Here is a 25,256-nt window from a genome sequence, read left to right on the forward strand (position 1 = left end):
TAAAGCTTTTAAAATTACAATTATTTTAGAAAGAAATTGCACAACCAGACAAATCTGTAATTAACTATAAACAAAATTCTTTTTAGAAACCTGCTTCAATAATGAGAGCGGTTCTTTACATTTATATAAAATAAGATTCTAATGAAAGCTTTTTTACGATTTACAGTACTCTTATTAGCCCTCCTAATGCTGTCTTGCCATCAGCCACATGAAAAGAATGAGCCTCCCGTTCTTTGGGAGTCTTATGATGAATTCCAAGAAATTGCAGACCAGCAATCACATGAGTTGCCGCGAATGCAATTTAAATTAATTCAATCGAAGCTTTTGGACAAGAATGAGGTTTTTCGCCCATTATATAATGATGTTAGTGCATTTTCGGAGTCGCGTTATTTAGAGATCTATCCCTTAATAATGGAGCAGGATATTCCCACAATTCAGTTGCATATTTCTAAGGGTAAATTCACTTATGAAGAACTGACTTTATTTTTCTTAAAGCGAATTTATAAATACGAGTTGGACCCTGCTTTTTCTCTACACACCATTATTGCACTAAATAGGAATGTTTTAGAGCAGGCAAGGGCCAGAGATAAAAATAAACTTGAAAACTCGCATCCTATTTACGGGATGCCTATTTTGCTGAAAGATAACATCAACACCCGGGGTATTAATGCAAGCGCGGGAGCTGCAATTTTAAAAGAGTCTACAGCCGGAAAAGAAGCCTTTCTGGTAACCGAATTAGAAAAAAAAGGGGCTCTTATTCTAGGAAAAGTTAATTTGAGCGAATGGGCCTATTATTTTTGCACAGGTTGTCCTTTGGGTTATAGTGCAGTGGGTGGCCAGACCTTAAATCCGTATGGCAGAAAAGTCTTTGAAACAGGAGGAAGCAGTGCAGGCAGCGGGACTTCTGTAGCCGCCAACTATGCTGTAGCAGCGGTGGGAACAGAAACGTCCGGTTCAATAATCTCTCCCTCAAGTCAGAACTCGGTTGTAGGTCTAAAACCCACTATTGGAGTTATAAGTCGATCGGGTTTGGTTCCCATATCACATACCTTAGATACTCCCGGTCCAATGACCAAAAATGTTATAGACAATGCCATTTTGCTGGACGCTATGGCAGGGAAAGATACAAAGGACACCATCACTGTTGTTAAAAGGCAATCTTATCTTATAGCCCGAGTAAATTCCGGATTAAAAGGAAAACGATTAGGGGTGATGAAGAGTTTGCTGAAGGATTCAATTTATGCAACTACAGTTAAAAAACTGGAAAAAGAGGGTGCAATACTCATCGAATATAATCCGCCGGAAATTTCACTCGACGGATTTTTAAGTGTTCTTAATCTGGAAATGAAAGCGGATCTTCCCATTTACTTAGCGGCATATACTACTATTAACGATTCCATCAAAACCTTATCGGATGTGATGGCCTATAACGCTAAAGATAGTTTGATAAGAATGCCTTATCATCAAGGGGTTTTTGACCGAATTATGATCGATAGTACCAGCTCTGAGCAGCTCACTGAAATTCGAGCGAATTTATTAAAAAACGGCACTGCATTTTTTCAACAACCAATGGTCGAATATAAGCTGGACGCCATACTTTCCATAAATAATTATCATTCGGCAGCGGCCGCAGTTGGCCTTCATCCATGTCTAACTGTGCCAATGGGATATAAACCATCCGGAGAACCCATTAGCCTTACATTAATAGGATCACCTTTTAGTGAACAATCGCTGTTAAGCATGGGATACTCGATCGAAAAAAGTTTGAATGCCCGAAGGATTCCAGAAGCTTATAAAGATTAGATAATGTTGTGATTTTTCGCCTTTTGTACCGCTTCAATTTTACTGTGCACCTGTAATTTTTTGTAAATATTTTCAATGTGTTTACGAACAGTACTTGGAGACAGAAACAAATTTTCGGCAATCAAAGTATAACTCAAACCCTTACTCAACTGTTCCAAAACTTCCACTTCTCGCTTGGACAACGAAATTTCTTCCTGATCATTCACGTTTTGAATGTCGATAGGGTTTCGCAATAATTTCAGTGTTTTTAGGGCAATAGACGGATTCATGGCCGCGCCTCCGTTAAGCGTATCGAGAATTCCGTTGTGTAAGTCTTCCGGATTTATTTCCTTCAACAAATACCCATCGGCTCCCGCCTTTATGGCATTAAAAATGTTTTCATCGTTGTCGAAGGCTGTAAGCATAATGATCTTAATCTGCGGATACTTTTGCTTTACCATCTGGGTGGTTTCAATACCGTTTAACACCGGCATTTCGATGTCCATAAGGATAAGATCTATATTATGATTGTCCTGGAGTTTGGTCAATAATTCACTTCCATTTAAGGAAGTATGTTTTACCGAAATGTCTTCAAAAAAAGAAAGCTTTTCTTTAATCGCATGGATTAGGAAGCTATTGTCATCAACAATGGCAATTTTAAGACTCATACTTGGTTAGTTAGCTTTAAATATACTTAAAAATACCTATTCTAACCGTGCAATAAAATAAGGCAGTTGACGTATTCTAGCTTTTTTTGGAAAGTTCCAATTTTACCGTGGTACCTTCCGAAGGAATTGAATGCACAGTAAATGTTCCATCAATTTCACGAGCTCTCTTCTTCATATTGGTAAGTCCGTTGCCTTCTTCCGCTTCCGAAGGAATAAATCCATTGCCATTGTCTTTTATCTCAATCTTGTACGTACTGTTTTTTTCTGAAATATGTACCGAAATTAAAGTAGCCTGGGCATATTTCATACTGTTGTTAACCGCCTCCTGAATAATGCGATAGATATTCATTCCTTCCACCGAAGTAAACGTGTAACCTGCACTTATGCCTTTATCAATATGAAATTCGAAGGCCGTTTTTCCCGAAGCTATTTTCGCTTTTTCTATAAAATTGGTGATGCGGGTTTGCAGGTCTTCAAAACTGATGTCGTTCTTGTTCATCGCCCAAATAGTATCCCGCAATTCATAAATAGTCTGAGACGTAAAATTGCTTATGCCTGAAAGTTTATTCGTGAGTTTTTCGCCAATATCTTTAAATCCGAAGGGTATATTGTCCAGGCTCGAAATTATAAAGGTAAGTTGTGCGCCTATATTATCGTGAAGATCTCTCGAAATACGAAGCCGTTGTTCCTGCAGCTTATTTTGAGTTTCGATACGCGCCAAAGCCGTTTTTAATTCGTTTTCCTTTTGCAACTGATTGTTCTTGAGCTTTTGCTGATTGTACAAAAGATATCCTAATAATCCGAGGACAAGAGCGAGAGAGAATCCACCGTACACCAGGGTATTTTTCCGGCGTACCTGTAAATCTTTTTCTGCCAGTTGGGCGCGTTGTTTCAAGATCTCGTTTTCCTTCTTTTCGGTTTCGTATTTGGCTTCGGCTTCGGTGATTATTTGTGCATTTTTTTCATTGAGAATGGAGTCTTTCACTGCAATAAACTTGTACAGGTACTCATTCGCGGTTTTATAGTCCTTTTCCTGTTCGGCCAATTCGGAAAGGCTTGCATAGCCTTCTTTCGCCGAAAGTTTTATATGGTGCTTTTCGGCAATTTCCAGCCCTTTTTGGAGATAGAATTTTGCCTTCTGAAATTGTTTCCGGCTCTTAAAACTTTCCCCAAAACCCAGATAGGTATTCGCGAGTCCGTTAAAGTCTTTTACCTCTTCCCGAAGCATTATCGACTGGTTGAAATAAGCTTCTGCATTTAAATAATCCCGCTTTTTTGAATAGGCTAAAGCAATGTTCGACAGGTTGGACGCCTGTTCTTTTTTATCGCCAATTTGCAGGCTTATTTCATACGCCTTTTGGTAAGAACCTATGGCTTCGTCATACTTTTCCTGATGATCGTAAATAGCGCCCACATTGTTGTAGCCGTTTTGCAATCCTGCAAAATTCCCCAATCGCTCCTGAATTTCTAAAGCTTTGGTGAGGTACTCTGTGGTTTTATCGAAATCCTGCATATAATAATATACAATCCCAATATTATTATAAGATTGAGCAATTCCGTTTTCATTATTGAGCGTTTCTTCGGCCTTCAAGGCATCAAATAACAAGGGGATGGCTTTTTGATACTCCGCTTTTCGAATGTACACCGTGGCGATATTGTTGTAAACAATGGCATATCCTTTGGTGCTGTTTGTAGCCTTGGCAATTTCCAACGCCTTGTTGTAGTAGCGCAACGAATTGTTGTAATCGGTTTTTCTTTCGAAGTAATTCCCCAACGCATTCAGGTTGATAATTTTTCCAAAGTTAAAATTCAGTTTTTCAGCTAAGGCAACGCCACTCTCAGCAAAGGCCTTGGCACTGTCCAAATGAGTTACGTTGTAATGCCCTGCAATTTTCTGATATAAATAGACCTTGGTGGAATCCTCGGGAGCTCTTTTTAAAGCAAGAAGGAGACTGTCTATATTTTTTTGAGTCTCTTGAGAAAATGAAAGGGTGAAGCTAAAAAGAAGGAGAATTGTGAAGCGGAGGTTTTTGGTCGGCATTTAAATTTTTTATTAAAAATAATCTAAATTTTGATATCGGGTTGAACTACCAATGCTTCCTCCAGATTGTATTTTAAAAAGTGATAGGTGTCCAATCCATTTGACCTAAATTTTATGTGCTTTTGGTGCTGTGTTACTTCATGTTCTAACGCCCTAATATGTTGCAGATGGAGGGTTGTTATTTTTTTGTTTTTCTGAAAAAAATAAAAGGAAATTGCTCCAATTGATAGAATTGTAGCAATTATGACGCTAAAAGGAGTAATAATCATGAGGTAGTAACTAGGCCTTAAAGGTACTGTGAGATGTTTACTTTTGGTATACGGCAGTTGACGTATTTCAATCAGGCTTTAAATTGAATTGAGACGGTAGTTCCCATACCGACTTCTGAATTAATTTCGGAGGTACCTCCCAATTCTTTGGCGCGTTTTTTTATGTTCTGTAACCCATGCCCGACTTCAATATTGGTAATACTAAAGCCCTTTCCGTTATCTTTAATGGTGATGTGATATGCCGAAGCGTTCTTGTCAATAGTTACTGAAACCTTGGTCGCATCTGCATATTTCAGGGTGTTGTTAAGTGCTTCCTGGATAATGCGATAGATATTCATCCCTTGAATGGAGGTAAATTTGGTATCCGCTACAACGCCCTGAGTCACTGAAAAATCGAAATCTATGGTATTTTGAGCCACGCCGGCTTTTTCAATAAAATTGGAAATTCTAGCCTGTAAATCTTCCCAGGTAATATCGTTTTTATTCATCGCCCAAATGGTATCCCGAAGCTCATAAATTGTATTGGAAGTAAAGGCACTAATATTCCCCAGTTTTTGTGTTACCACATCACCTGCATCCTTCAAACCGTATTTAAGACTGTCTATGGACGAAATTATAAAGGTAAGTTGGGAGCCAATATTATCATGCAAATCTCTCGATATTCGCAGGCGTTGTTCTTGTAGTTCATTCTGAGTTTCAATTCGAGCCAGCGCTGTTTTTAATTCACCTTCTTTCTGCAACTGCCGATTCTTTAATTTTTGTTGACTGTAGAATAAATAGCCCAGCAGTCCTAAAATTACAGCCAGTCCTAAACTTCCAAAAATGAGAATGTTCTTTTGCTCAACGGCCAGTTCACTTTCGGCAAGATTGGCACGGGTTTCGGCCAGTTCTTGTGCAGTTTTTGCCGTTTCGTATTTGGTAGCCATTTCGGTAACTTTTGCTGCGCGTTCTTCGTTAAAGACCGAATCTCTCAAGACATAGAAAGCTTCCTGCCGTTCGAGTGCTTTTTCAAAATCTCCCGTTTTTTTATAGAACCAGGCCTCCTGTTGTACCACATCTCTAATCTTCTCGATGCTGCCACTTTTTTCGGCGTATAAATTGGCAAGGATAAAATATTCTTTAGCTTCTGCAAATTTGTTCTCTTCATAGGCTATAGTCGCGAGATTGGTGTAATTGGTCGCCAAATTATTATCTCGTTGTCGCATTTTATTAAGTTCCAGAGATCTTTTAATATACTTTTTGGCTTCGGCGAATCTCTTGTTTTTCAGCAGGGTATTGCCAATATTGTTGAATATAAATGCAAACCGTGCCGAATCTGAAACCTTGGCGATGTATTTCAGGTTTTTATAATGATAAAAGAGCGCACTATCGGGTTTTTTCCAATCGTCGAAATTAATGGCAATTACATTGTTGGCGAAAATTAAATATTTGTAGTTGGTGCTGTCGTGATCGTGTAGAATTTTAAAAGCTTTTTTTCCGAAAGCCACTCCTTTTTCATAATCTTCAAAGTCGTGATAGATGTTGGATTTATCGGATAAATGCAAGGAAATCATAACGGTATCCTTCATTTTTTCGGCTACAGTTAACGCCTTTTGAATATAATCCAGCGCCAATTCATATTGCCCCAGATTTAATTCGAGATAATGTAATTGTTCGTATACTTTCCGAAGTCTGTCTAGTGTATCCAACTTCTTAAAAAGCGGAATTACTTTTTCGGCGAAATAAATAGCACTATCCTTTTCGTTGTCGTTATGCTTTCGGTAAAATTGAAAATAATAATAATTGGCGGTGTCTGCTTTTTGCTTGAGTAATTTTTTCGACGCATTGAAATAGTAATCTGAAGAATCCTTGCTGCTATAAGCTTTTAATAGTAGATCATCCAATTTAGAATTGGTTTGAGCATGTAAAAAAGAAGTCAAAAGAATAAAGAGAAGGGAGTAGATGTTCTTCATACACAAAGCGATTGGCCGATTCTAAAATACACAAAAAATAAAGAACACGACATAGTCGTGTTCTTTTCAAAAATTTTCGAAAATAATGCTATAATGCCTTCACAAAATTACCGTTAGACCAGGTTCCGATCTTATCTTCGGTAGAACTTTGACCCTGGTAATAACCTTTGCCATGGTACTTCCCGTTATACCATTCGCCGCCGTAGTAATTTCCACTTTCAAAGAAAAAACGGCCTTGCCCGTGATATTGATTACTACTGTTAAACTGTCCTGTATACTTATCGCCATTAGCGAAGAGATAGGTGCCTAAATACATGTTTCCGTTTTTAAAAAAGCCTGTAAACGCATCTCCGTTGCTCCATTTAAATCTACCGTATTTATTTTGACAGTCCCCTGCAGTACAACCACTGGTTACTCCGTTGTCATAAAAAGTATACGAATCGACCAACTGACTGCTGCTATATTTTCCTTGCTCCCATACTTCATCTTCTACTATATAGCCTAAACCTTGTATAAAGCCGTTTTGGTATTCCCCTACCATGTCTTTTTCTACGCCAAGATACACTCCGTATCCTGTCATGTCGTTATTTACCCAGAACCCTATATATTTTCCTGAGTCTTTCCAATCGAAAAGGCCATATCCGTTGCGTTTGCCGTTTTCCCAAAATCCTTCGTAATAACCGTGATCAAAGTTTTTCTTTCCCCATCCGTCCTCACAGTTACCGCTCACGCATCCAAGCGTAGTGGACGAGGTGGTTGCTGCCGTTGGAACACTTGGTGATTGTTGTGCAGTTGCAGTTATCCCAAGGACCATAAAGAATGAGAGTACAAATAATTTTACTGATTTCATAATGCTTTGGTTTTTAGTGTTATTCAAAGTTAGGAAAGATTTTTTCAAATAAAATACGACAGGTGTCGTATTTTACATATAAAGGCGGGATTAGCCTATTTAAATTTCTTATGGAGCGTTCCTGAAGACCATTCGCCAATTTGCTGGACCAAGTCCTTATTGTGATAATAGCCTCTTCCGTTGAATTTTCCATTAGTCCACTCTCCCCCGTAATAACCGCCATCTTCATAAAAATAACGCCCTATTCCGTTAAACTGATTCTCTTTGTTAAACATGCCACTGTATTTATCCCCATTGGCGAAGGTATAGGTTCCCATATACAATTTTCCATTCTTAAAGAATCCCACGAAATAATCACCATTGCTCCATACCATTTTCCCATATTTATTCTCACAGTCACCGGCGGTACAACCTACTTCAACATTATTGGTATAAAAAGTATAGGGTGTTTTTAATTCGCCATTCACATAAATTCCCTGACTCCATTCGTCTCCAAATACAGTAAATCCCATACCATTTAACTTTCCATTGCTGTATTCACCAATAATATTATCGTCGTTATCGGCAAGATAGGCACCGTAGCCACTCATTGAACCGTTTTCCCAATTACCAATATACTTTCCTACCCCTTCCCATTTATACAATCCATAGCCATTTCGTTTTGCATTACGCCAAAAACCGTCATAATAGGCATCCTCATATTGCCATTTTCCCCAACCATTTATACAGTCGCCTTCTACACAACCAACAGTGCCGGAGGCCACAGTTGTAGTAGTGGCTGTACTTCCCGCATATAATTTTACGGGCTTATACACAAAGGAGGCAATGGTGTAATAACCTTCTAATATGTATGTTTTTACGTTATTGATTTTCACAATGAGATTATTTCCATCCTTTTCGGTAGTCGCATTTGTATAATCTATTGGTTTTCCTTTCTTGAGTACCCCATACTGGTCTTTATCGGCATCTCTGTACCAATATGTGTTATCTGGGGCAGTAGCCATTTTAGTAATGTTCTTTGCTCCCCAGTTTTTAAAACTTCGCACTCCATCCAAATAATAGGTCGCACCAACCCCATCGAGATAATCTATATAATTGCCTTGAATATTGCTGAATTCTCCTGCATAAGATTCGTCGTTAACGTAGGTAATAAAGGAATACGGATTGGTAAGATAAAAGTCTTTCCCAATATTGGAGGTCAAAACAGAAGCCTTCCCTACAGTGCCTATGGGTGCATCTTTAAAATCTTCCAGCAAATAAATTACGCGTCCGGTTTTATCCAGAACGGCTAGCGTATCTGTCTTTAGGTACACCAAATCTTTTACATTAGTTACTGTGTTTCCCTTCCCATTTCGAAGTACAAAATCGACATTGTTGGTCTTTGTCCAGGAAGCACCGCTAATTTTTGCGGAACCGGTGCTAGACATTGGTGCGGGAGGCACTTGAGCAATTACATTATAAGAAAGACTCATAACGATTGCAACACATAGGATGAAATATCTCATAATTGATGGGTTTTTAGTGATAAACAAATTACTCAAAAAAATTCAAAAGTTGAAATACGTCATCTGCCGTATCTTCCTTTTTTTCTGAAAATTCCTGATACTTGCGTTTCATTTCCAAGTAATGCTCATGTGAATTGGCATATTTTCTAGCCAATTTGTCGACAACCGAAGAATCCTTACTGATAGAAACCATTGCAAGATCGTCCAAATTAAAAAGCACCAGAAAGAATAAAAACAGCGCATTCCCTCAAACGAGGATATTACTTTTATTCGGATATAAAATCGTCTGAATCATACCTAAATTTATAAAATAAAACCCCATATAGAACTATGGGGTTTTGAATAGTGCAGACACTCCTCAGCAATCTACAAACAATGTAACCTGGTTAGTTAGTTACTTCTTAAGATCGTACGCGAAAATTGAATTATTATCGGCTTTGTAATACAAGATGCCCCCAAAATCGTCAACAATATATTCGGGTTGTTTGTCTTTAAGCAGAATTTCTTTTTCTTTAGCTCCTGAGTCTTTGTTGATTTTTACAAGTCCAACTCCTTCATCCAATTTTGTTAAAATAAACTGGGCGTTTTCGGTGGCAGCGGTTGCTTTAAATCGGCGTAACATTTCAGATACCGAGGCACCACTCGCAGCGGCAAGACCTCCCGCTAATTCACTTTCACGGTCGGCTCTGCTATTATATCCTGCCAAGCGGTTTTGTACCGATGAATTTGCGGCAGCCACCGAGCCTGTCGCAGCAGCCACAGCTGTTACCCCGGCTAAAATAGCTCCCATTGCACTCTTGCCCGGTGCACGGTAGTACTCATGCCAGGACTTTCCACCCTTGTTATCCAAGAGCATTAGATTTTGGTCACTGGTAAGCAGCACGCCCCCATTTCTAATCTCTACATGTGTAGGAGCTTCTTTCCCATCGAACTTAGATTCGGCTAGCGTTGACACTTCTCCACTGTTGGCATCCACAGCAAACAATTCTTCATCCACACTTATTAAATAGCGGGTGTTCTTGCTGTCGAAGGTAGACGAAACCGCATCGGCTCTTTTGTACTTTAACGGCTTGCTCCAAACCTGATCACCACTATTAAGGTTTACAATATTGGCATCTTCCGAAGTAATATAAATCAAGCCTTGCGGGGTATGTGCCATAGTTAAAATATTCTCTCCGGTTTTTAAGGGTTTTTTGAATAGCGTCTGACCATCGAAGGATATTTTGTTGATTCCCCCTTGGTAGATTCCAAAAAGGATTCCGTCTTCCATGATATAGAAATGCTGCACATACCCTTTCGTTTTTGGAGCTTTGTCCCAAAGATCTTCACCATTTGTTGCGCTTAGAAATCCTATTTCAGATTCATTCTTTGCGGCAAAGACACTATTGCTGCCCCCATCATCTTTATTGCTCACGATGGCAAGTCCTTGTGGAAGTATCTCAAAATTTACTACTTTTCCTTTCACTTTTGCAGGGTCTTTCCACAACTCTGCTCCATTGCTCCCTATTTTGTAAACTTTGGTATTGCTTCCGGTATCGGACTGGTCAAAACCGTAAATGTCTTTTTCTTCGGCATCTGCAATAACCCAGCTAAGCCCTTTAATTTTTGTTTCCCAAAGCACTTCGCCGGTTTGCGCTTTTTTAGCTATTAAACCCTGTGCAGTTGGAATAATAAGTCTTTCTTTTAACAACAAAGGTCGTCCTGTTACGCTATAATCTTTGGCAATACCCACTCTATCCGGATCACCTAAATTAAAGCGGTAATCTTCATTGCCGGTATTCAAGTCATAAACCGCAACCTGTGTCGCAAACTTTTCCTTGGAAGTGCGTTGCCCGCTCACCACAAGTTTATTTTGTGGCATCATTACATCACAGGTGGTCACTATTTTCCAGCCGTTGCCCTCAGTATTGAATAGGGTCTTTCCGGAAATGTAATCGATAACCGATTTCTTGGAAGTAATTCCTGCAAATCCGCCCTGAGAAACAATTACATAGGGGGCACCGGGAACAAAATATAGTTCCTCCGGCTTTACTCGTCCGTATTCCGTGAAATTAAAAAGCAATTGATTGCTTCCGGGTTTAATACCTACAAGTCCGTCATTGGTTGCAACAACCATAGTACCTCCTTCTGTAAGTGTCATTTCATTGATTTTTGCTCCTGTATCGTAGCGAAAATCGGGTTCTTCGGCACGTTGTGCCATCAATGTCGATGCCAATAGTAAGCTTAGGCATGTAACTGTTTTTAAAAATGTTGAAGTTTTCATAATCGTGGTTTTAGTAATTTGATATTTCAAAGATGACGTATAATAAGACGCGTTTCAATACGGCAATTGTCGTATTCTTTTGTAGGGCAGTTATCTAACACATTCCTCTATTTGGTCTTTACGTTCGACGGAAGCCATAAAAAAACCGGAAGAAGAACAAATCGTTCCGCTCCCGGTCCACGTAAAAACCTCAACACTGAGATTTGCGTTTATAATGTACCAGCTATTGAAAATTTACATTGAAAGACCCTTCCGTGATGTCCTTAATAGATTGATCACCATTCACATTTTTAGCTTTAAAACTGAAAGTCCCTTTAATTGTAGTGGTTGACTTTTCAGAAATATTTATTTCTCCAACTACGCCACTCGCTTGATACGGCGCGTTCCATGATTGTGAATTTTGGGGATTCCCGGCGTTGGCCTCTACGTAGTTAGCAGTTATAAAGACATTCGAATCGGATATCTCGTAGCTACCGGTATCATCGTACCCGTTGATAATCAAAAATATTCCCTTTCCGGAAGCGTCAGATCCTTGAATTGTAATTGTGGTATTACTACCTGATGTACTCTCACTTGCAGTAGAAGCGATGTCCATAGATGTAAAACTGTTACCATTCACTATGGCAGTTACTGTACCTTCTCCGGCCGAACCACCTCCTCCACCGTCATCGTCCTTTTTACATGAAGAAACCGTAGCGGCAAAAGCCATTACTAAAATTAAAATTGTTTTGTTGAGCGTTTTCATAATTGTTGGATTTTTATAGTTTGAATAAAGCAAAGATGCCCTAAAACCCAACGCCACTCAATACGGCAATTGACGTATAATTAAAATTGTATATGCTGAAATTGCTTCTGAAGCGCTGTTATTTTTTGCTGAAGTTCAATTCGAAAAACCTCATTTGCCTTGCTCGAAGGATTGAAAGGCCTGTGTTGTAGCCCTTTTTGAATACTATCCACCTGATTTTGAATTGAATCCGTTTCCGAAGCAATCCAAACTTCCTTAAATCGATTCCAGATATAGGTCACGGCTGTTGCCGTAGGATGTAGCATATCTTCGCCATAAAAACGATAATCCCGTAACTCGTCCATTACAATTTCGTAGGAAGGAAAGTAGTTACTTCTGGTATCGTTTTTCAGAGCGGTATGGAGGCCGGCAATCAAATGGGCCTTGCTTTGTGTATTCTCGACAAAACCATCTTTAAGGTGTCTAACAGGGGAAACAGTATGAATCTGTTGTACTTTGAAATTATAGGTTTTTAGTAATCGAGATGTATTTTGAATACTTTCTGAAATCAATTCAATAGAAAGTAATTCCTTCGTAAAATGCTGTTGTGGAAGTTTATGACAATTGGCTACGAGCTTATTGGTTTCCGTAAAACGATATACACGGGCTGTTCCGTAGGTAAAGATAATATGCGTAGCGGTTAAGAGGTATTCCCGGAAATGCTTCAGTTTTTCGTTCAGCAATTTTAAAAAATCTTCTTTTCCCGAAGCGGTTACCAAAGAGTGTACTTCAAAGCTATGCCATTGTTCGTTGTGAAAGAAGATATCATCTTCAGCAAAAAATCGTTCCTCCAAGGCGCGTCTTACCAATCCTTCTATTGCCAAAGGGTGAAAAATAATTCCGAAGGGATTCTGTAAATTCTGAAACTTAAAATAGTCAAGCTTTCCTCCAATATTTTCAGCAAAACAAGAGCCCAATAACACCACTTTCGAACTATAATCGATTGGGTTTTCCTCTGGTTGTAGCGGTATTTGAGTTTGCAGTTTCATGCGTTCACAAAGGTGCGAAAAAAATGTAATTAAAATTACCAGGCACGCAAAGGTGCAAAGACGTAAAGGGTTGGTTCTCGCAAAGGCGCAAAGACGCAGAGGTACAAAGTATTGATTCTCGAAAAGGTGCAAAGGCGCAAAATCACCAAAATCTAAAATTAATGTCCGTTTACGATACGTGTAATTCCGGTTTTAATAAGCGGAGTATTAAAATTAATCTATAAACCCAACTTTAAACCCGTTAGTTTCAAATAAGTTAGCAACTGTTTCGGATGCACGGGATGTATTGCTTCTACCGATTTAATTTCAATAATTACAGTGTCTTCTACAATAAGGTCGGTTCTAAACCCCAAATTAAGTTTTAATTTTTTCCAGATGACCGGTAGCGGTTTTTGTCTCTCAACTTTACAGCCAATTGCGGTTAATTCATAGAATAAAATTTCTTCGTAGACAGACTCCAGTAAGCCCGGACCCAAGTTCACATGAATGTGATAGCAGCAATCTACAATGATTGAAGCCAAATCATTTTCGTAAAAAGTCTCTGTTTTCCCCATAATGTAAATAATTAAATGGGGAGTTCAATCTATTTTAAAAGTACAATTAAAAAGAATTACTTAGCGGCTTTACGGCTTTGCGTTAGACTTTACATACTCAATTTGCGACTTTGCGTCTTTGCGACTTTGCGTCTTTGCGTCTTTGCGTCTTTGCGTCTTTGCGTCTTTGCGAGAAATAAAAATAACTTTGCGACTTTGCTTGCCTAGCCCAAATAATCCTTAACCGCTGCCAGCGCCGTTTCTATTCCGTCCGGATTTTTACCTCCCGCCGTTGCGAAGAAAGGTTGTCCGCCGCCGCCGCCCTGAATATATTTTCCTAACTCACGAACAATTTTTCCGGCATCCAAACCACGTGCTATGGCCAATTCCTTTGAAATATAACAGGTAAGCAGTGCCTTTCCGTCGTTTTTGGAACCGAACAGAATAAACAGGTCTTCCACTTCTCCTCCCAACTCGAATGCCAGATCTTTTAAGCCCGAAGCATCCAAATCCAGTTCCTTAGCCAAAAAGTTGACTCCGTTTACCCGGGTGATTTCATCTTTCAGCTCTCCTTTTATGTTTTTAGCCTTGTCTTTTAATAACTGCTGAATTTGCTTTTGCAATGCATTGTTCTCTTCCTGTAAACTCTCAACAGCTTTTACAGGGTCCTGCGCATTGTTCAAAGCTTTTTGTACTTCCGAAAAGGCTTCACTGCGATTCACAAAAAAGTCTTTGGCCGCATCTCCGGTAATGGCTTCAATTCGTCTAATTCCCGAAGCAACCGCTCCTTCCGAAGTAATGATAAAATGCCAGATATCAGAAGTAACAGGAACGTGTGTTCCTCCACACAACTCCATGGATTTTCCAAACTTAATGGCACGAACACTGTCGCCGTACTTTTCACCGAACAAAGCAATGGCGCCTTCTTCGATCGCTTGGTCGTATGGAATATTTATGCGTTCTTCCAAAGCAATTCCCTCTCTTATTCTGGCATTTACAAAGGCTTCCACCTGTTTTAATTCGTCTTCGGTAACCTTTCCGAAGTGAGAAAAATCGAAACGCAGATTCCTACTGTGAACCATAGACCCCTTCTGAGTGACATGGGTACCCAAAATATTTCGCAACGCCTGATGTAGTAAGTGGGTGGCCGTATGATTGGAAGCTGTTCTGTTACGTTGTTTTTCATCGACTACAGCTTTAAAGGTAGCTTCCGGGTGATTGGGCAAGTTTTTGGTAAAGTGAATGATCAAATTATTTTCCTTCTTGGTATCTACAATATAGACCACCTCTCCATTGGGCGCTTCCAAATAACCCTTATCGCCTACTTGTCCGCCGCCTTCAGGATAAAAAGGGGTTAGATTGAACACAAGCTGGACCATTTCACCATATTTCTTGCTTTCCACTTTTCGATAGCGCGTTATCTTCACAGAAGTTTCCAAGGTATCATAGCCTACAAAGTCTTCGACTTCATCTTCCATTAAAATAACCCAGTCACCGGTTGCAACCTTGGTCGCTGCTCGGGATCTTTCTTTTTGTTTCTGAAGTTCTGCTTCAAATTCAGATTCGTCCAAATTGTAGCCGCGTTCTCTTAAGATTAGCGCGGTAAGATCGATTGGAAATCCGAAGGTATCGTACAATTCGAATGCTTTTTTACCTGAAATAGTCTTCGATTTGGCACCGGAAATGATATTTTCTAACAACACCAGTCCTTGATCCAGAGTTCGTAAAAACGATTTTTCCTCCTCTTGAATTACGTTGGTAATTAAATGTTCTTCGGCAATCAATTCAGGAAAGGCTTCTCCCATTTGTTTGCTCAACGTTTTCACCAACCTATACATAAAAGGTTCTTTGGTGTCTAAAAATGTAAATCCGTAGCGAATTCCTCTTCGCAGAATACGTCGAATCACATAACCGGCTCCCGTATTGCCGGGTAATTGTCCGTCCGCAATAGAAAAGGCTACAGCTCTCACATGATCTGCAATCACTCGAATGGCAATATCAACTTTTTCGTCCTTGCCATAGGTAGTATTGGTAACCGCTTCAATTTCGCGAATTAGCGGTGTAAAGACATCTGTATCGTAGTTACTCTGTTTGTTTTGCAGCACCATACAAAGCCGTTCGAAGCCCATTCCTGTATCGACGTGCTGTGCAGGTAATTTTTCAAGGCTGCCGTTTGCTTTTCGGTTGAATTGCATAAAAACCAGGTTCCATATTTCCACTACCTGTGGATGATCTTTATTTACCAGTTCGGCTCCCGATTGCTTTGCTTTTTCTTCGGCCGAACGAATATCCACATGTATTTCACTACACGGGCCGCAGGGACCCTGCTCGCCCATCTCCCAGAAATTATCGTGTTTGTTACCATTCAGAATACGTTCTTCGGGAACAAACTGCTTCCACAAGTTATAGGCTTCGGTGTCGCGTTCCAATCCTTCAGCTTCATCTCCTTCAAAAATAGTAACGTACAAAATGTCCTTGTCAATTCCGTAGACTTCGGTTAACAATTCCCAGGCCCATTCAATAGCTTCCTTCTTAAAATAATCGCCAAAACTCCAGTTTCCCAACATTTCGAACATGGTATGATGGTAGGTATCCATCCCCACTTCTTCCAAATCGTTGTGCTTTCCGCTCACGCGAAGACACTTTTGGGTATCGGCAATTCGGTTATTTTTAGGTTCATTATTTCCCAAAAAATATTCTTTAAACTGATTCATGCCTGCGTTGGTAAACATCAGAGTTGGATCGTCCTTCACCACCATAGGCGCGGAGGGCACAATTGCATGTGTTTTTGTTTTGAAAAATTCTAAAAATTGGGAACGTATTTCCTTGGACTTCATAAAATGCTTTTTAAGCTAAAAAATATATGTTAGGGCTATGCTCGAAACAATTTCTATATTTGTAAATCGTTAAGTACAATTGGCACTACCCATCATCGAGCAAAAATAAGTTTTTTTAACGTATGTCTAAGGTTAAATATTACTACGATAGTGAAACCCTGTCCTATCGAAAAATAGAAAAAAAGAAAGGCCGTAGGCTTGGTATTTTTTTACTCAGTCTCGCGGGTATGATGTTAAGCGGATTTCTTTTGCTGTTGGTATATATAAATTTGCCCTATGTAGAGACTCCAAAAGAAAAAACACTGAAGCGCGAACTCTCCAATATGGAGCTGCAGTTTCAGATTCTCAATAAAAAAATGGCAGAAGCCGAATCTGTTTTAGCTGAAGTTGCCAATCGAGACAACAATTTGTATCGTGTGTATTTTGAAGCCAATCCCATTCCTATCGAACAGCGTCAAGCAGGATTTGGTGGTGTTAACCGATACAAAGATTTGGAAGGTTTCGACAATTCGAAATTAATTATCGCTTCCAGTAAACGTTTGGATATTTTAACCAAACAAATTGTGGTGCAATCGCGTTCTCTAGATGAAATTGCCCAATTGGCCGAAGAAAAGGAAGAATTATTATCGGCTATCCCTGCCATTCAACCGGTTAAAAATGAAGACCTTACGCGTATGGCTTCCGGTTTCGGATATCGTACAGATCCCTTTACCAAGGGAAGTAAGTTTCACTTTGGAATGGATTTTACCGCACCTCGTGGAACGCCGGTATACGCTTCGGGTGACGGGATAGTGATTCGTGCAGACAATACCGCTTCAGGCTATGGAAATCATATACGTATAGATCATAGTTATGGTTATGAGAGTCTCTATGCGCACTTGTACAAGTTCAACGTTAGGAATGGGCAAAGAGTAAAACGAGGCGATCTCATCGGATTTGTGGGAAGTACAGGACGCTCTGAAGCCCCTCATTTACACTACGAAATCTTTAAGGACGGGGAACGTATTAATCCTATTAATTTCTATTACGGAAACCTAACTCCGGAAGAATTTGCAAGTATGTTACTAGCATCTCAACAGGAAAATCAATCACTTGACTAATGCACATAGAACTTCCTGAAAAACGATATTACGGTATTGGCGAGGTCGCCCGGGCCTTCGATGTAAATACCTCCCTCATTCGTTTTTGGGAAAAGGAGTTTGATGTGCTGCAGCCCAAGAAAAATGCCAAGGGCAACCGAAAGTTTACACCTCAGGATATAAAAAATCTCGAATTGATTTACCATCTGGTAAAAGAACGCGGATTTACACTGGAAGGCGCCAAAACACATCTCAAAGAAAACAAACAGCAAACGCTCGACCGATTTGAGATAATTCGTAAATTGGAAACAGTGAAAGCCGAATTGCTTAAAATTAAAGAACAACTTTAAAATCTACGGTCATGAAAAAATGGATTCCGGTATTTATAGTGTTAGCATTTATTTTAGTTATTGGAGCCTGGATGGCCAGTGTGAATAATAAACTGGTTCCCATGGAAGAAAACGTTGCTGCCCAATGGGCAAATGTGGAAAGTTCGTACCAACGGCGTGCCGATCTCATCCCCAATATTGTGAATACCGCCAAAGGTTATGCCGAGTTTGAACAGGAAACACTCACGCAGGTAATTGAAGCACGCAGTAAGGCAACAGCAGTGACCATAGATCCAACCAACATTACCCCACAGCAATTGGAGCAATTTCAACAAGTACAAACGGGCTTGAGTTCGGCGTTGTCCAGATTACTTGCCGTTTTTGAGCGCTATCCCGACTTAAAGGCGAATGAAAATTTTAAGGAGCTTATTAACGAACTGGAACGCACCGAAAACCGAATCAATGTGGAACGAAATCGCTACAATGAAACCGCACGTGAACTCAATACTGCCATACGGAAAGTACCCACCAATCTGGTAGCCGGAATGCTCGGATTTACTTCTAAAGCCTATTACGAAGCTGAAGCCGGCAGTGAAAATGCTCCCAAAGTAGAATTCGATTTCAGCAAATAAACAGCATGTCTAAGGTAGAAGATTTTTTAACCCGCGAAGAGGAAATACAGGTAATTGAAGCTATCAGAAAGGCCGAAAAAAACACCTCCGGTGAAATTCGTGTACATCTGGAAGCACACAGTACCATAGATGCATTTGACCGGGCCGCCGAAGTGTTCGATTTCCTGCATATGGACAATACAAAACTAAGTAATGGTGTGCTTATTTATGTGGCTGTGGAAGACCGGACACTAGTAATTATGGGTGATAAAGGCATTAATGATGTGGTGTCACCTCAATTTTGGGAAAGCACAAAAGATACGATTATCAATCATTTTAAAGCCGGAAACGTTGCGCAAGGTTTGATTGATGGTGTCTTAAAGGCCGGAGAGCAGCTAAAAAAACACTTTCCATATACTAAAACCGATCGCAATGAGCTGCCCGATGAGATTTCGATAGGGTGATGGGTGATGGGTGATGGGTGATGGGTGATGGGTGATGGGTGATGGGTGATGGGTTAAAAGTGCAAATTTTCAGCTAAACTAAAATCAAATGAAATTGTTTCGGATTATTTCAAAATACAAGGTTGCTGGCTTATTGCTCCTGCTTTTCTTTCTTTCGGAAGCGGTTTCGGCACAGTATGAAATTCCGCCTAAACCCGAAAAAGCAGAAGCTGTCTACGATTATATCAATTTGCTTTCCCTTCCGCAGCAAGACGCCTTAAAAACAAAACTTAAAAACTACGCCGATACTACCTCTACACAGATTGTAATTGTTGTAATAAATTCCACCAAAGGAGAGGACATTTCGTTACTCGGAGCCAAATGGGGACAAAAATGGGGCATTGGGCAAGCCGCAGAAGACAACGGGATTCTTATTCTTTTGGCCAAGGGAGACAGAACCATTGACATTAATACCGGGTATGGGATTGAATACAGAATGACCGATCTCATAGCAGAACGTATTATAAATAGGGTGATTATTCCCGAATTTAAAACCGGAGACTATTACGCGGGTTTAAACAAGGGTACAACCGCAATTTTCGCGGCCTTGAATGGCGAGTTTAAGGAGGACCGAAAATTTAATGACGGCATTTCCTTGGGACCTATTGAGATTTTCTTGATTGTTTTTATTATTCTCGTGATTGCACTTTCCTTTAAAAAAGGAGGTCGGGGTGGCGGTGGAGGAGGAACCGGCAGTATGCTGGACGTTATTATTCTCAGCAATATGGGGCGCACCGGAGGCTATGGTGGCGGAAGTTCAGGAGGTGGCAGCTTTGGCGGAGGCGGAGGCTTTGGTGGTGGTTTCGGCGGCGGAGGCTTTGGTGGCGGTGGTGCCAGCGGGAGTTGGTAATTGAAGGGATTCGGAGTTAGTAAATAGGATTAGTAAAATTAATACTATTAACGATTTACGATTTACGATTAACGATTAACGATTTACGATTTGGGATTTGGAAAAGGAAAAGCTGTAGGCTGCAGGCAGTAGGCAAATCTAATTCCTTTTCGCTCTTCCCTTTTCGATATTCCCTTTTCGATATTCCCTATTCGCTATTCCCTTTTCGCTATTCCCTATTCCCTCTTCGCTCTTCCCTTTTCGCTATTCCCTTTTCGCTATTCCCTCTTCCCTTTTCACAGCTCACTGCTCACTGTTCACTCTTCACCAAAATTTACTTTTTCCGAATATAAACAGTCACCGGGACTCCGGTAAAGTCGAAGTTTTCTCTCAATTTATTCTCCAAAAATCGTTTGTAAGGCTCTTTTACATACTGTGGAAGGTTTGCGAAAAAAGCAAAACTGGGGTATGGAGTTGGTAATTGAGTACAATACTTAATTTTTATGTACTTGCCTTTGTATTGAGGCGGAGGAAATGCTTCAATAATAGGAAGCATGGTATCGTTTAGCAAACTTGTTTTTATCTTTTTACTCCGATTGGTATATACCTCAACAGCAGTTTCAATGGCCTTAAAAATTCGCTGTTTGGTTAAAACCGACATAAAAATTACCGGGACATCCACAAAGGGTTCACATTGCTGACGAACATACTTTTCAAATTCCTTGACGCTTTGATTGTCCTTTTCGACAAGATCCCATTTATTGGCGAGAATCACAACACCCTTGTTATTTCGGTGTGCCAACCAGAAAATATTTTGAACCTGTCCGTCAAAACCACGTGTCGCGTCGAACACAAGAATCATTACATCGCAATGCTCGATAGCGCGGACACTTCGCATTACCGAATAGAATTCAACATCTTCCTTTACCTTACTCTTTTTCCGAATTCCCGCAGTATCCACCAAATTAAATTCGAATCCGAATCGGTTGTATTTGGTGTCCATACTATCACGCGTAGTTCCCGCAATATCGGTAACTATATAACGGTCTTCCCCGATAAGTGCATTGATAAACGATGATTTTCCGGCATTAGGTCTTCCTACCACTGCAAAACGAGGTAATTCAACTTCTTCTTTTTCGGGAGTTTCGGGTAAGGATTCAACCAAATCATCCAACAAATCGCCTGTTCCGCTACCGCTAATACTGGATAGCATATAATATTTTTCGAAGCCTAAGGAATAGAATTCGACTGCATCGTTCACACGATTGGCACTATCCACTTTGTTTACGGCAAGAAATACAGGTTTATGTGATTTCCGAAGTAGTTTCGAAACCACCTCATCCATCCCTGTGACACCGTTTTCGACATCTACCATAAAGATAATCGCGTCTGCTTCGGCTATGGCAAGTTCTACCTGCTTATCGATTTCAGCTTCAAAAACATCGTCACTCCCTTTTACATAACCCCCCGTATCAATTAACGAGAAATTTTTTCCGTTCCAGTCACTTTTCCCGTAATGACGATCTCTTGTAACACCACTTGAAGCATCCACAATAGCCTCACGACGTTGGATTAATCTATTAAAAAAGGTAGATTTTCCAACATTCGGTCTTCCTACTATGGCAACGATACTCATAACTTAAATTTTTAGGTGTGCAAAAGTAATGCTTTTACACCAACTAACATATTAACTTTGAAGTAGTTTTACTTCGAATATGAAGTGTGAGGTCTTACGATTCAGGAATTGTTGTAGCCAAAGCGTCGCAATTGCCTTGCATCGCTACGCCAATTCTTATTTACTTTTACATACAACTCTAAATGCACCTGTTTTCCGAAGAATTTTTCCAAATCCTTCCGAGCCTCAGTTCCCACGCGTTTTAGAGGTGCTCCTTTGTGCCCAATTATGATTCCTTTTTGGGTCTCACGTTCCACCATAATAACACTACGCATTCGAATTATATGATCTTCTTCAAAAAACTCTTCAGTGACAATTTCGACCGAATACGGAATCTCCTTTTTGTAATGTACAAGGATTTTCTCGCGAATGGTTTCATTAACAAAAAATCGCTCAGGCTTATCGGTTAACTGATCTTTTGGGTAAAAAGGCGGGGATTCGGGCAAAAGATCGATGATACGGGTAAACACTTCGGCTACGCCAAAATTCTTTAGTGCGGAAATCGCAAATATTTCGGCATTGGGAACTTTTTCCTGCCAAAGGGCAAGGGCTTCAGCCAGTTTTTGCTCATCTCCCACATCAATTTTATTGATGAGCAACAGCACCGGGATGGTTGCATTTGTTATTTTTCTGAAAAAAGCTTCATCCTTTAATTCCTTTTCACCCAATTCCACGAGATACAGGAGCACATCGGCATCTTCAAACGCCGATTTCACAAAACTCATCATACTTTCCTGAAGCTCATAGGCCGGTTTAATGATTCCCGGGGTATCACTTAGAATCACCTGAAAATCATCACCATTTACAATCCCTAAGATGCGGTGACGAGTAGTCTGTGCCTTGGAAGTTATAATAGATAACCGCTCACCAACAAAGGCGTTCATGAGGGTGCTCTTCCCAACATTTGGGTTCCCGATAATATTTACAAATCCCGCTTTGTGCGCCATTGATTTATTTTTTGACAAAGGTAGGATAAATTTGGCTGTAAGATGTAAGCTTTAAGCTGTAGGCTTTAAGCTATATGCTGTAGGCTGTAGACTGTAGGCTGTTAAAAGTTTTAAGTAAACTATTCCCTATTCCCTTTTCCCTATTCACTCATCACTGCTCACTGCTCACTGTTCACTCTTCACCAACAAACTTACCTTGCATTCAATTCAAGCTGTAATTGCTGCTCGTATCCGGAAGCTATTGTGTTTTCACTAAAACTCAGCGCGGCCAAATCGCCTATGGCTGCTCCAATCCCCAGCTCTAATTGTGCCAAGCTGACTTCTGTGTTTGTACCTTTATAAAGGGCATTCATCGATCCGTTAATACGAAATTCGTTTACATCCAGGTAGGCATAATAGTCTGAAATACACGCACTAATAGCAGCTTCAAACTGACGAAACTCGCCTATGGCCAATTCAAGTTCCATAGCCGCTCTCTTCTTATGTTTATGTGCGTAGTTGCGTTTTAGCTCCCTAACTTTCGCCGGATCAGGGATTTGTCCTTCACCCATCTCCACCAACGGAATTTTTTGATATTCCGTTTCATAATTTGCACGAAGGTCATTGTGATTTCCTTTTGTAGCTCGTGCATTATTAAGTTTGGTTCCATAGGTCGCCAAGGCTTCTCTCATTTTTTGAATGCTATTATTTACAAAGGCCGTAACATCTATGGCATTTTTCACCTCTTGCGCTCCTTTCATTTGTTGTTCGAATTCCTCATTGGAGACCGAATTGTCCATGGTTGCAAGCTTTCCCTGAACCAGGGCTGCTTTTTGAGCATCGGTCATATTATTAAACTTTTCCGTCATTTGTCTAGCATAATCGGGATCGCTCATCATACGTTGCATCTCTGCCTCCGAAAACGGACTAAAGGGCATGGATGACATCTGTGAAGCTGCAGCCTTTTTGGCGGAGATTTCGAGTTCACGCTCACTCATACCACTAATCTTATCGATGCCTCCCATGTCTTTAACAATGCCATTTTCATTCACCTGATTTTTTAAGTCCCTGTGAATACCGTCCGTGCCTTTTTCGTTCAAATAGTCATTGTGTTTTGCACTTAAAGCCGCCTGCATATTGTTGCTAAACAATTCCATCTTTTGCTTGAATGCATCGTATTGATCTTCGAGCGGAGAACCACTCTGACAGTTCACATCGTTGTTACACTTATAGAGAAAAGCTGCTTCCGGGGTTGCTTGTAAAACAGGAACCGCCTTTAGCAGGCTAAACAGATCGTTTTTCCCCAAGGGAGAATTATTCAACGTTTGCGCTACACCACTTTGTAGGGTAAGTAGCATTATTACTAGGTACTTGGTTATTTTATACATAATTTTGGTTTTAATTGATGAATACTATTTTGATATACTAACTGCCGGGTGCAATGGCTGCAGGCACTACGTTCTCAACAGGTTTTATGCTCTTTAAATATGCGAATACGGCCTTAAGATCTTCATTCGGCATGTGTGAATACGACTGCCAGGGCATGGGAGGCAGCAAAGATCGACTTCCATCCAGACCTTTAAACTTGCCTTCTTTTATGGCTTTCAAAAATTGCGCTTCAGACCAGGTGCCAATTCCGGTATCATCGGGCGTTAGATTAGCTGCAAACGAAGTCCCCCAGGGGCCTACCACTGCTGTACCATTCATATTAAACAGCACAAACGATTTTGTAATTGCAAGGTCGTATCCCGGCAAGGTCTCATTTTCATCGTGACCTGATAAAAACCTGTCGGGGTCCGATTCGGGGCCACGGGCGGTCATGATCTTGGGAGAATGACAATCGGTACACCCGAGTACATTCACCAAATATCGCCCTCTCTCAATGCGATCTGTAAGCTCGGCTTGAGATTCGTAGCCGTCACCTGCTTCAGTAGTGTCTTTCGGCTCATTACAACCCAAGGCAAGCAGACCCATTAATACTGCGATGCCTTTTAAAACATGTGTTTTCATTTTCTTATTTTTTATAATTGTTAATCAGGTCGCAAAATTCTTAATTAATGCCAACCCGGAAATTGATTGAAATCAATAGATTCAAAAAAATTGAAAATGTTACAATAGCTAATAAAAAAAATCAGCAGCTCCACTTTCTAACAGAAATATGGGAATTTTTTAAACTGAAAAATAACTGTATTGCGAAAGGATCGATCTAGCCTTTCTTTATTCTGGAAAGCGTTTCGGGGGTCATTCGCAAATAAGAAGCAATATATTTTGAGGGTATTTCCTGAAACAGTAAAGGACTGCGTTTGGACACTCGTTGCAAGCGTTCCACCGGCGAGATGGTAAGCAGATCCCGTTCTCTGGCCAGTTGTTGAATGAGAACCAACTCGAGTATTTCAGTCCAGTTTTTTTGTAATTCGGGAGCGCTTTCATTCAGCTGAAGGATGGTCTGCTTTGTAACCACCTTTAGCTGCGTCGCTTTTATGGCTTGTATGTAGTATTCGGAAGGGCTTTCAGTAATAAAACTCTCGAGATCCCCTATCAGATTATTTTTATATCCAAAGCGAATTGTATGCTCATTGCGATCATCTAACACAAAAATCCGTAGACTTCCTTTCATCACAAAGTACAGGTTTGTGTCCGTAGTCCCTGAAACTTTGAGGTACTCATTTTTTTTCAGAGCTAATTTCTTAGACCACAATCCTTGTTCTACAATCTTTTCAAACAAAAGTTGCATCTGTTTCATCGATACAAAAAGCTTTTAACAATAAAAATACAGCTTTGTAGAATAAAGTGATTAATAGTTGATCCACAATTTTTAAGTTTTAAGTAAA

Annotated in this window: 22 protein-coding genes; 6 read left to right on the forward strand and 16 right to left on the reverse strand. The window is 40.2% G+C overall.

All coding sequences use genetic code 11. The annotated features are described in order from the left end of the window. The first annotated feature begins 141 nt into the window (after positions 1-141). Positions 142-1,803: an amidase family protein gene (locus ATE92_RS02645; protein WP_100802222.1), complete on the forward strand. Its 1,662-nt coding sequence runs from the start codon at positions 142-144 to the stop codon at positions 1,801-1,803. Here ATE92_RS02645 and ATE92_RS02650 read toward each other — a convergent pair. From ATE92_RS02650 to alaS, 11 genes are all read right to left on the reverse strand, one after another. Next, complete coding sequence (locus tag ATE92_RS02650) at positions 1,800-2,450, reverse strand: response regulator transcription factor (protein WP_100802223.1); 651 nt, start codon at positions 2,448-2,450, stop codon at positions 1,800-1,802. The genes ATE92_RS02645 and ATE92_RS02650 overlap by 4 nt on opposite strands. 76 nt (positions 2,451-2,526) lie before the next feature. Further along, a complete protein-coding gene (locus ATE92_RS14105) occupies positions 2,527-4,491 on the reverse strand; it encodes a sensor histidine kinase (RefSeq protein WP_232729104.1) in 1,965 nt (654 codons plus the stop codon). Positions 4,492-4,831: 340 nt separating this feature from the next. Next, on the reverse strand, positions 4,832-6,712 hold the full coding sequence (locus ATE92_RS02665) for a tetratricopeptide repeat protein (RefSeq protein ID WP_100802225.1): 1,881 nt from the start codon (positions 6,710-6,712) through the stop codon (positions 4,832-4,834). Between the two features lie 88 nt (positions 6,713-6,800). Continuing rightward, entirely contained in the window at positions 6,801-7,562 is a 762-nt protein-coding gene (locus ATE92_RS02670; protein WP_100802226.1) for a hypothetical protein, read from the reverse strand. Positions 7,563-7,657: 95 nt separating this feature from the next. Beyond that, the gene (locus tag ATE92_RS02675; RefSeq protein ID WP_157809535.1) at positions 7,658-9,067 is read right to left on the reverse strand and encodes a hypothetical protein; all 1,410 of its coding nucleotides are present in this window, start codon (positions 9,065-9,067) and stop codon (positions 7,658-7,660) included. Between the two features lie 28 nt (positions 9,068-9,095). Further along, the gene (locus ATE92_RS02680) at positions 9,096-9,275 is read right to left on the reverse strand and encodes a hypothetical protein (RefSeq protein WP_157809536.1); all 180 of its coding nucleotides are present in this window, start codon (positions 9,273-9,275) and stop codon (positions 9,096-9,098) included. Between the two features lie 186 nt (positions 9,276-9,461). Then, on the reverse strand, positions 9,462-11,330 hold the full coding sequence (locus tag ATE92_RS02685; protein ID WP_100802229.1) for a PQQ-binding-like beta-propeller repeat protein: 1,869 nt from the start codon (positions 11,328-11,330) through the stop codon (positions 9,462-9,464). Positions 11,331-11,553: 223 nt separating this feature from the next. Beyond that, a complete protein-coding gene (locus ATE92_RS02690; RefSeq protein ID WP_100802230.1) occupies positions 11,554-12,075 on the reverse strand; it encodes a DUF6252 family protein in 522 nt (173 codons plus the stop codon). Positions 12,076-12,155: 80 nt separating this feature from the next. Then, positions 12,156-13,103, reverse strand: a complete 948-nt coding sequence (locus ATE92_RS02695; RefSeq protein ID WP_100802231.1) for a GSCFA domain-containing protein — start codon at positions 13,101-13,103, stop codon at positions 12,156-12,158. 218 nt (positions 13,104-13,321) lie between these two features. Then, positions 13,322-13,657, reverse strand: a complete 336-nt coding sequence (locus tag ATE92_RS02700; RefSeq protein ID WP_100802232.1) for a GxxExxY protein — start codon at positions 13,655-13,657, stop codon at positions 13,322-13,324. A 203-nt stretch (positions 13,658-13,860) separates the two neighbouring features. Further along, positions 13,861-16,473 (reverse strand): alanine--tRNA ligase, encoded by a 2,613-nt coding sequence (gene alaS, locus ATE92_RS02705; protein WP_100802233.1) that lies wholly within the window; start codon positions 16,471-16,473, stop codon positions 13,861-13,863. A gap of 122 nt (positions 16,474-16,595) precedes the next feature. Here alaS and ATE92_RS02710 point away from each other — a divergent pair, with 122 nt between their 5' ends. The 5 genes from ATE92_RS02710 to ATE92_RS02730 all read left to right on the forward strand — a co-directional run bounded on the left by ATE92_RS02710 (position 16,596) and on the right by ATE92_RS02730 (position 19,845). Next, on the forward strand, positions 16,596-17,573 hold the full coding sequence (locus ATE92_RS02710; protein ID WP_100802234.1) for a M23 family metallopeptidase: 978 nt from the start codon (positions 16,596-16,598) through the stop codon (positions 17,571-17,573). Next, positions 17,573-17,902, forward strand: coding sequence for a MerR family transcriptional regulator (locus ATE92_RS02715; protein WP_100802235.1), 330 nt, complete (start codon positions 17,573-17,575; stop codon positions 17,900-17,902). Before ATE92_RS02710 ends, ATE92_RS02715 begins: the two co-directional genes overlap by 1 nt. 11 nt (positions 17,903-17,913) lie before the next feature. Further along, positions 17,914-18,513, forward strand: a complete 600-nt coding sequence (locus tag ATE92_RS02720; RefSeq protein WP_100802236.1) for a LemA family protein — start codon at positions 17,914-17,916, stop codon at positions 18,511-18,513. Positions 18,514-18,518: 5 nt separating this feature from the next. Beyond that, the gene (locus ATE92_RS02725) at positions 18,519-18,956 is read left to right on the forward strand and encodes a TPM domain-containing protein (protein WP_100802237.1); all 438 of its coding nucleotides are present in this window, start codon (positions 18,519-18,521) and stop codon (positions 18,954-18,956) included. 88 nt (positions 18,957-19,044) lie between these two features. Beyond that, a complete protein-coding gene (locus ATE92_RS02730; protein ID WP_100802238.1) occupies positions 19,045-19,845 on the forward strand; it encodes a YgcG family protein in 801 nt (266 codons plus the stop codon). A gap of 313 nt (positions 19,846-20,158) precedes the next feature. Here ATE92_RS02730 and der read toward each other — a convergent pair whose 3' ends face one another. From der to ATE92_RS02760, 5 genes are all read right to left on the reverse strand, one after another. Beyond that, positions 20,159-21,460, reverse strand: a complete 1,302-nt coding sequence (gene der / locus ATE92_RS02740) for a ribosome biogenesis GTPase Der (protein ID WP_100802239.1) — start codon at positions 21,458-21,460, stop codon at positions 20,159-20,161. Positions 21,461-21,561: 101 nt separating this feature from the next. Then, positions 21,562-22,446 carry a GTPase Era gene (gene era, locus ATE92_RS02745; RefSeq protein ID WP_100802240.1) on the reverse strand — a complete coding sequence of 295 codons (885 nt, stop codon included), beginning with the start codon at positions 22,444-22,446 and terminating at the stop codon, positions 21,562-21,564. Between the two features lie 191 nt (positions 22,447-22,637). Beyond that, positions 22,638-23,813 carry a hypothetical protein gene (locus ATE92_RS02750; protein WP_100802241.1) on the reverse strand — a complete coding sequence of 392 codons (1,176 nt, stop codon included), beginning with the start codon at positions 23,811-23,813 and terminating at the stop codon, positions 22,638-22,640. A 37-nt stretch (positions 23,814-23,850) separates the two neighbouring features. Then, entirely contained in the window at positions 23,851-24,435 is a 585-nt protein-coding gene (locus tag ATE92_RS02755) for a diheme cytochrome c-553 (protein WP_100802242.1), read from the reverse strand. 196 nt (positions 24,436-24,631) lie between these two features. After that, positions 24,632-25,168, reverse strand: coding sequence for a Crp/Fnr family transcriptional regulator (locus ATE92_RS02760; RefSeq protein WP_100802243.1), 537 nt, complete (start codon positions 25,166-25,168; stop codon positions 24,632-24,634). Positions 25,169-25,256: the final 88 nt, after the last annotated feature.

Origin of the sequence: Ulvibacter sp. MAR_2010_11 (assembly GCF_002813135.1) — a bacterium.
GTDB lineage: Bacteria > Bacteroidota > Bacteroidia > Flavobacteriales > Flavobacteriaceae > Altibacter.

Excerpts from the sequence above, each read along its gene's own strand:
- ATE92_RS02645 (WP_100802222.1), top strand. The coding sequence starts at position 142 with ATGAAAGCTTTTTTACGATTTACAGTACTCTTATTAGCCCTCCTAATG.
- ATE92_RS02650 (WP_100802223.1), bottom strand. The coding sequence starts at position 2,450 with ATGAGTCTTAAAATTGCCATTGTTGATGACAATAGCTTCCTAATCCAT.
- ATE92_RS14105 (WP_232729104.1), bottom strand. The coding sequence starts at position 4,491 with ATGCCGACCAAAAACCTCCGCTTCACAATTCTCCTTCTTTTTAGCTTC.
- ATE92_RS02665 (WP_100802225.1), bottom strand. The coding sequence starts at position 6,712 with ATGAAGAACATCTACTCCCTTCTCTTTATTCTTTTGACTTCTTTTTTA.
- ATE92_RS02670 (WP_100802226.1), bottom strand. The coding sequence starts at position 7,562 with ATGAAATCAGTAAAATTATTTGTACTCTCATTCTTTATGGTCCTTGGG.
- ATE92_RS02675 (WP_157809535.1), bottom strand. The coding sequence starts at position 9,067 with ATGAGATATTTCATCCTATGTGTTGCAATCGTTATGAGTCTTTCTTAT.
- ATE92_RS02685 (WP_100802229.1), bottom strand. The coding sequence starts at position 11,330 with ATGAAAACTTCAACATTTTTAAAAACAGTTACATGCCTAAGCTTACTA.
- ATE92_RS02690 (WP_100802230.1), bottom strand. The coding sequence starts at position 12,075 with ATGAAAACGCTCAACAAAACAATTTTAATTTTAGTAATGGCTTTTGCC.
- ATE92_RS02695 (WP_100802231.1), bottom strand. The coding sequence starts at position 13,103 with ATGAAACTGCAAACTCAAATACCGCTACAACCAGAGGAAAACCCAATC.
- ATE92_RS02700 (WP_100802232.1), bottom strand. The coding sequence starts at position 13,657 with ATGGGGAAAACAGAGACTTTTTACGAAAATGATTTGGCTTCAATCATT.
- alaS (WP_100802233.1), bottom strand. The coding sequence starts at position 16,473 with ATGAAGTCCAAGGAAATACGTTCCCAATTTTTAGAATTTTTCAAAACA.
- ATE92_RS02710 (WP_100802234.1), top strand. The coding sequence starts at position 16,596 with ATGTCTAAGGTTAAATATTACTACGATAGTGAAACCCTGTCCTATCGA.
- ATE92_RS02715 (WP_100802235.1), top strand. The coding sequence starts at position 17,573 with ATGCACATAGAACTTCCTGAAAAACGATATTACGGTATTGGCGAGGTC.
- ATE92_RS02720 (WP_100802236.1), top strand. The coding sequence starts at position 17,914 with ATGAAAAAATGGATTCCGGTATTTATAGTGTTAGCATTTATTTTAGTT.
- ATE92_RS02725 (WP_100802237.1), top strand. The coding sequence starts at position 18,519 with ATGTCTAAGGTAGAAGATTTTTTAACCCGCGAAGAGGAAATACAGGTA.
- ATE92_RS02730 (WP_100802238.1), top strand. The coding sequence starts at position 19,045 with ATGAAATTGTTTCGGATTATTTCAAAATACAAGGTTGCTGGCTTATTG.
- der (WP_100802239.1), bottom strand. The coding sequence starts at position 21,460 with ATGAGTATCGTTGCCATAGTAGGAAGACCGAATGTTGGAAAATCTACC.
- era (WP_100802240.1), bottom strand. The coding sequence starts at position 22,446 with ATGGCGCACAAAGCGGGATTTGTAAATATTATCGGGAACCCAAATGTT.
- ATE92_RS02750 (WP_100802241.1), bottom strand. The coding sequence starts at position 23,813 with ATGTATAAAATAACCAAGTACCTAGTAATAATGCTACTTACCCTACAA.
- ATE92_RS02755 (WP_100802242.1), bottom strand. The coding sequence starts at position 24,435 with ATGAAAACACATGTTTTAAAAGGCATCGCAGTATTAATGGGTCTGCTT.
- ATE92_RS02760 (WP_100802243.1), bottom strand. The coding sequence starts at position 25,168 with ATGAAACAGATGCAACTTTTGTTTGAAAAGATTGTAGAACAAGGATTG.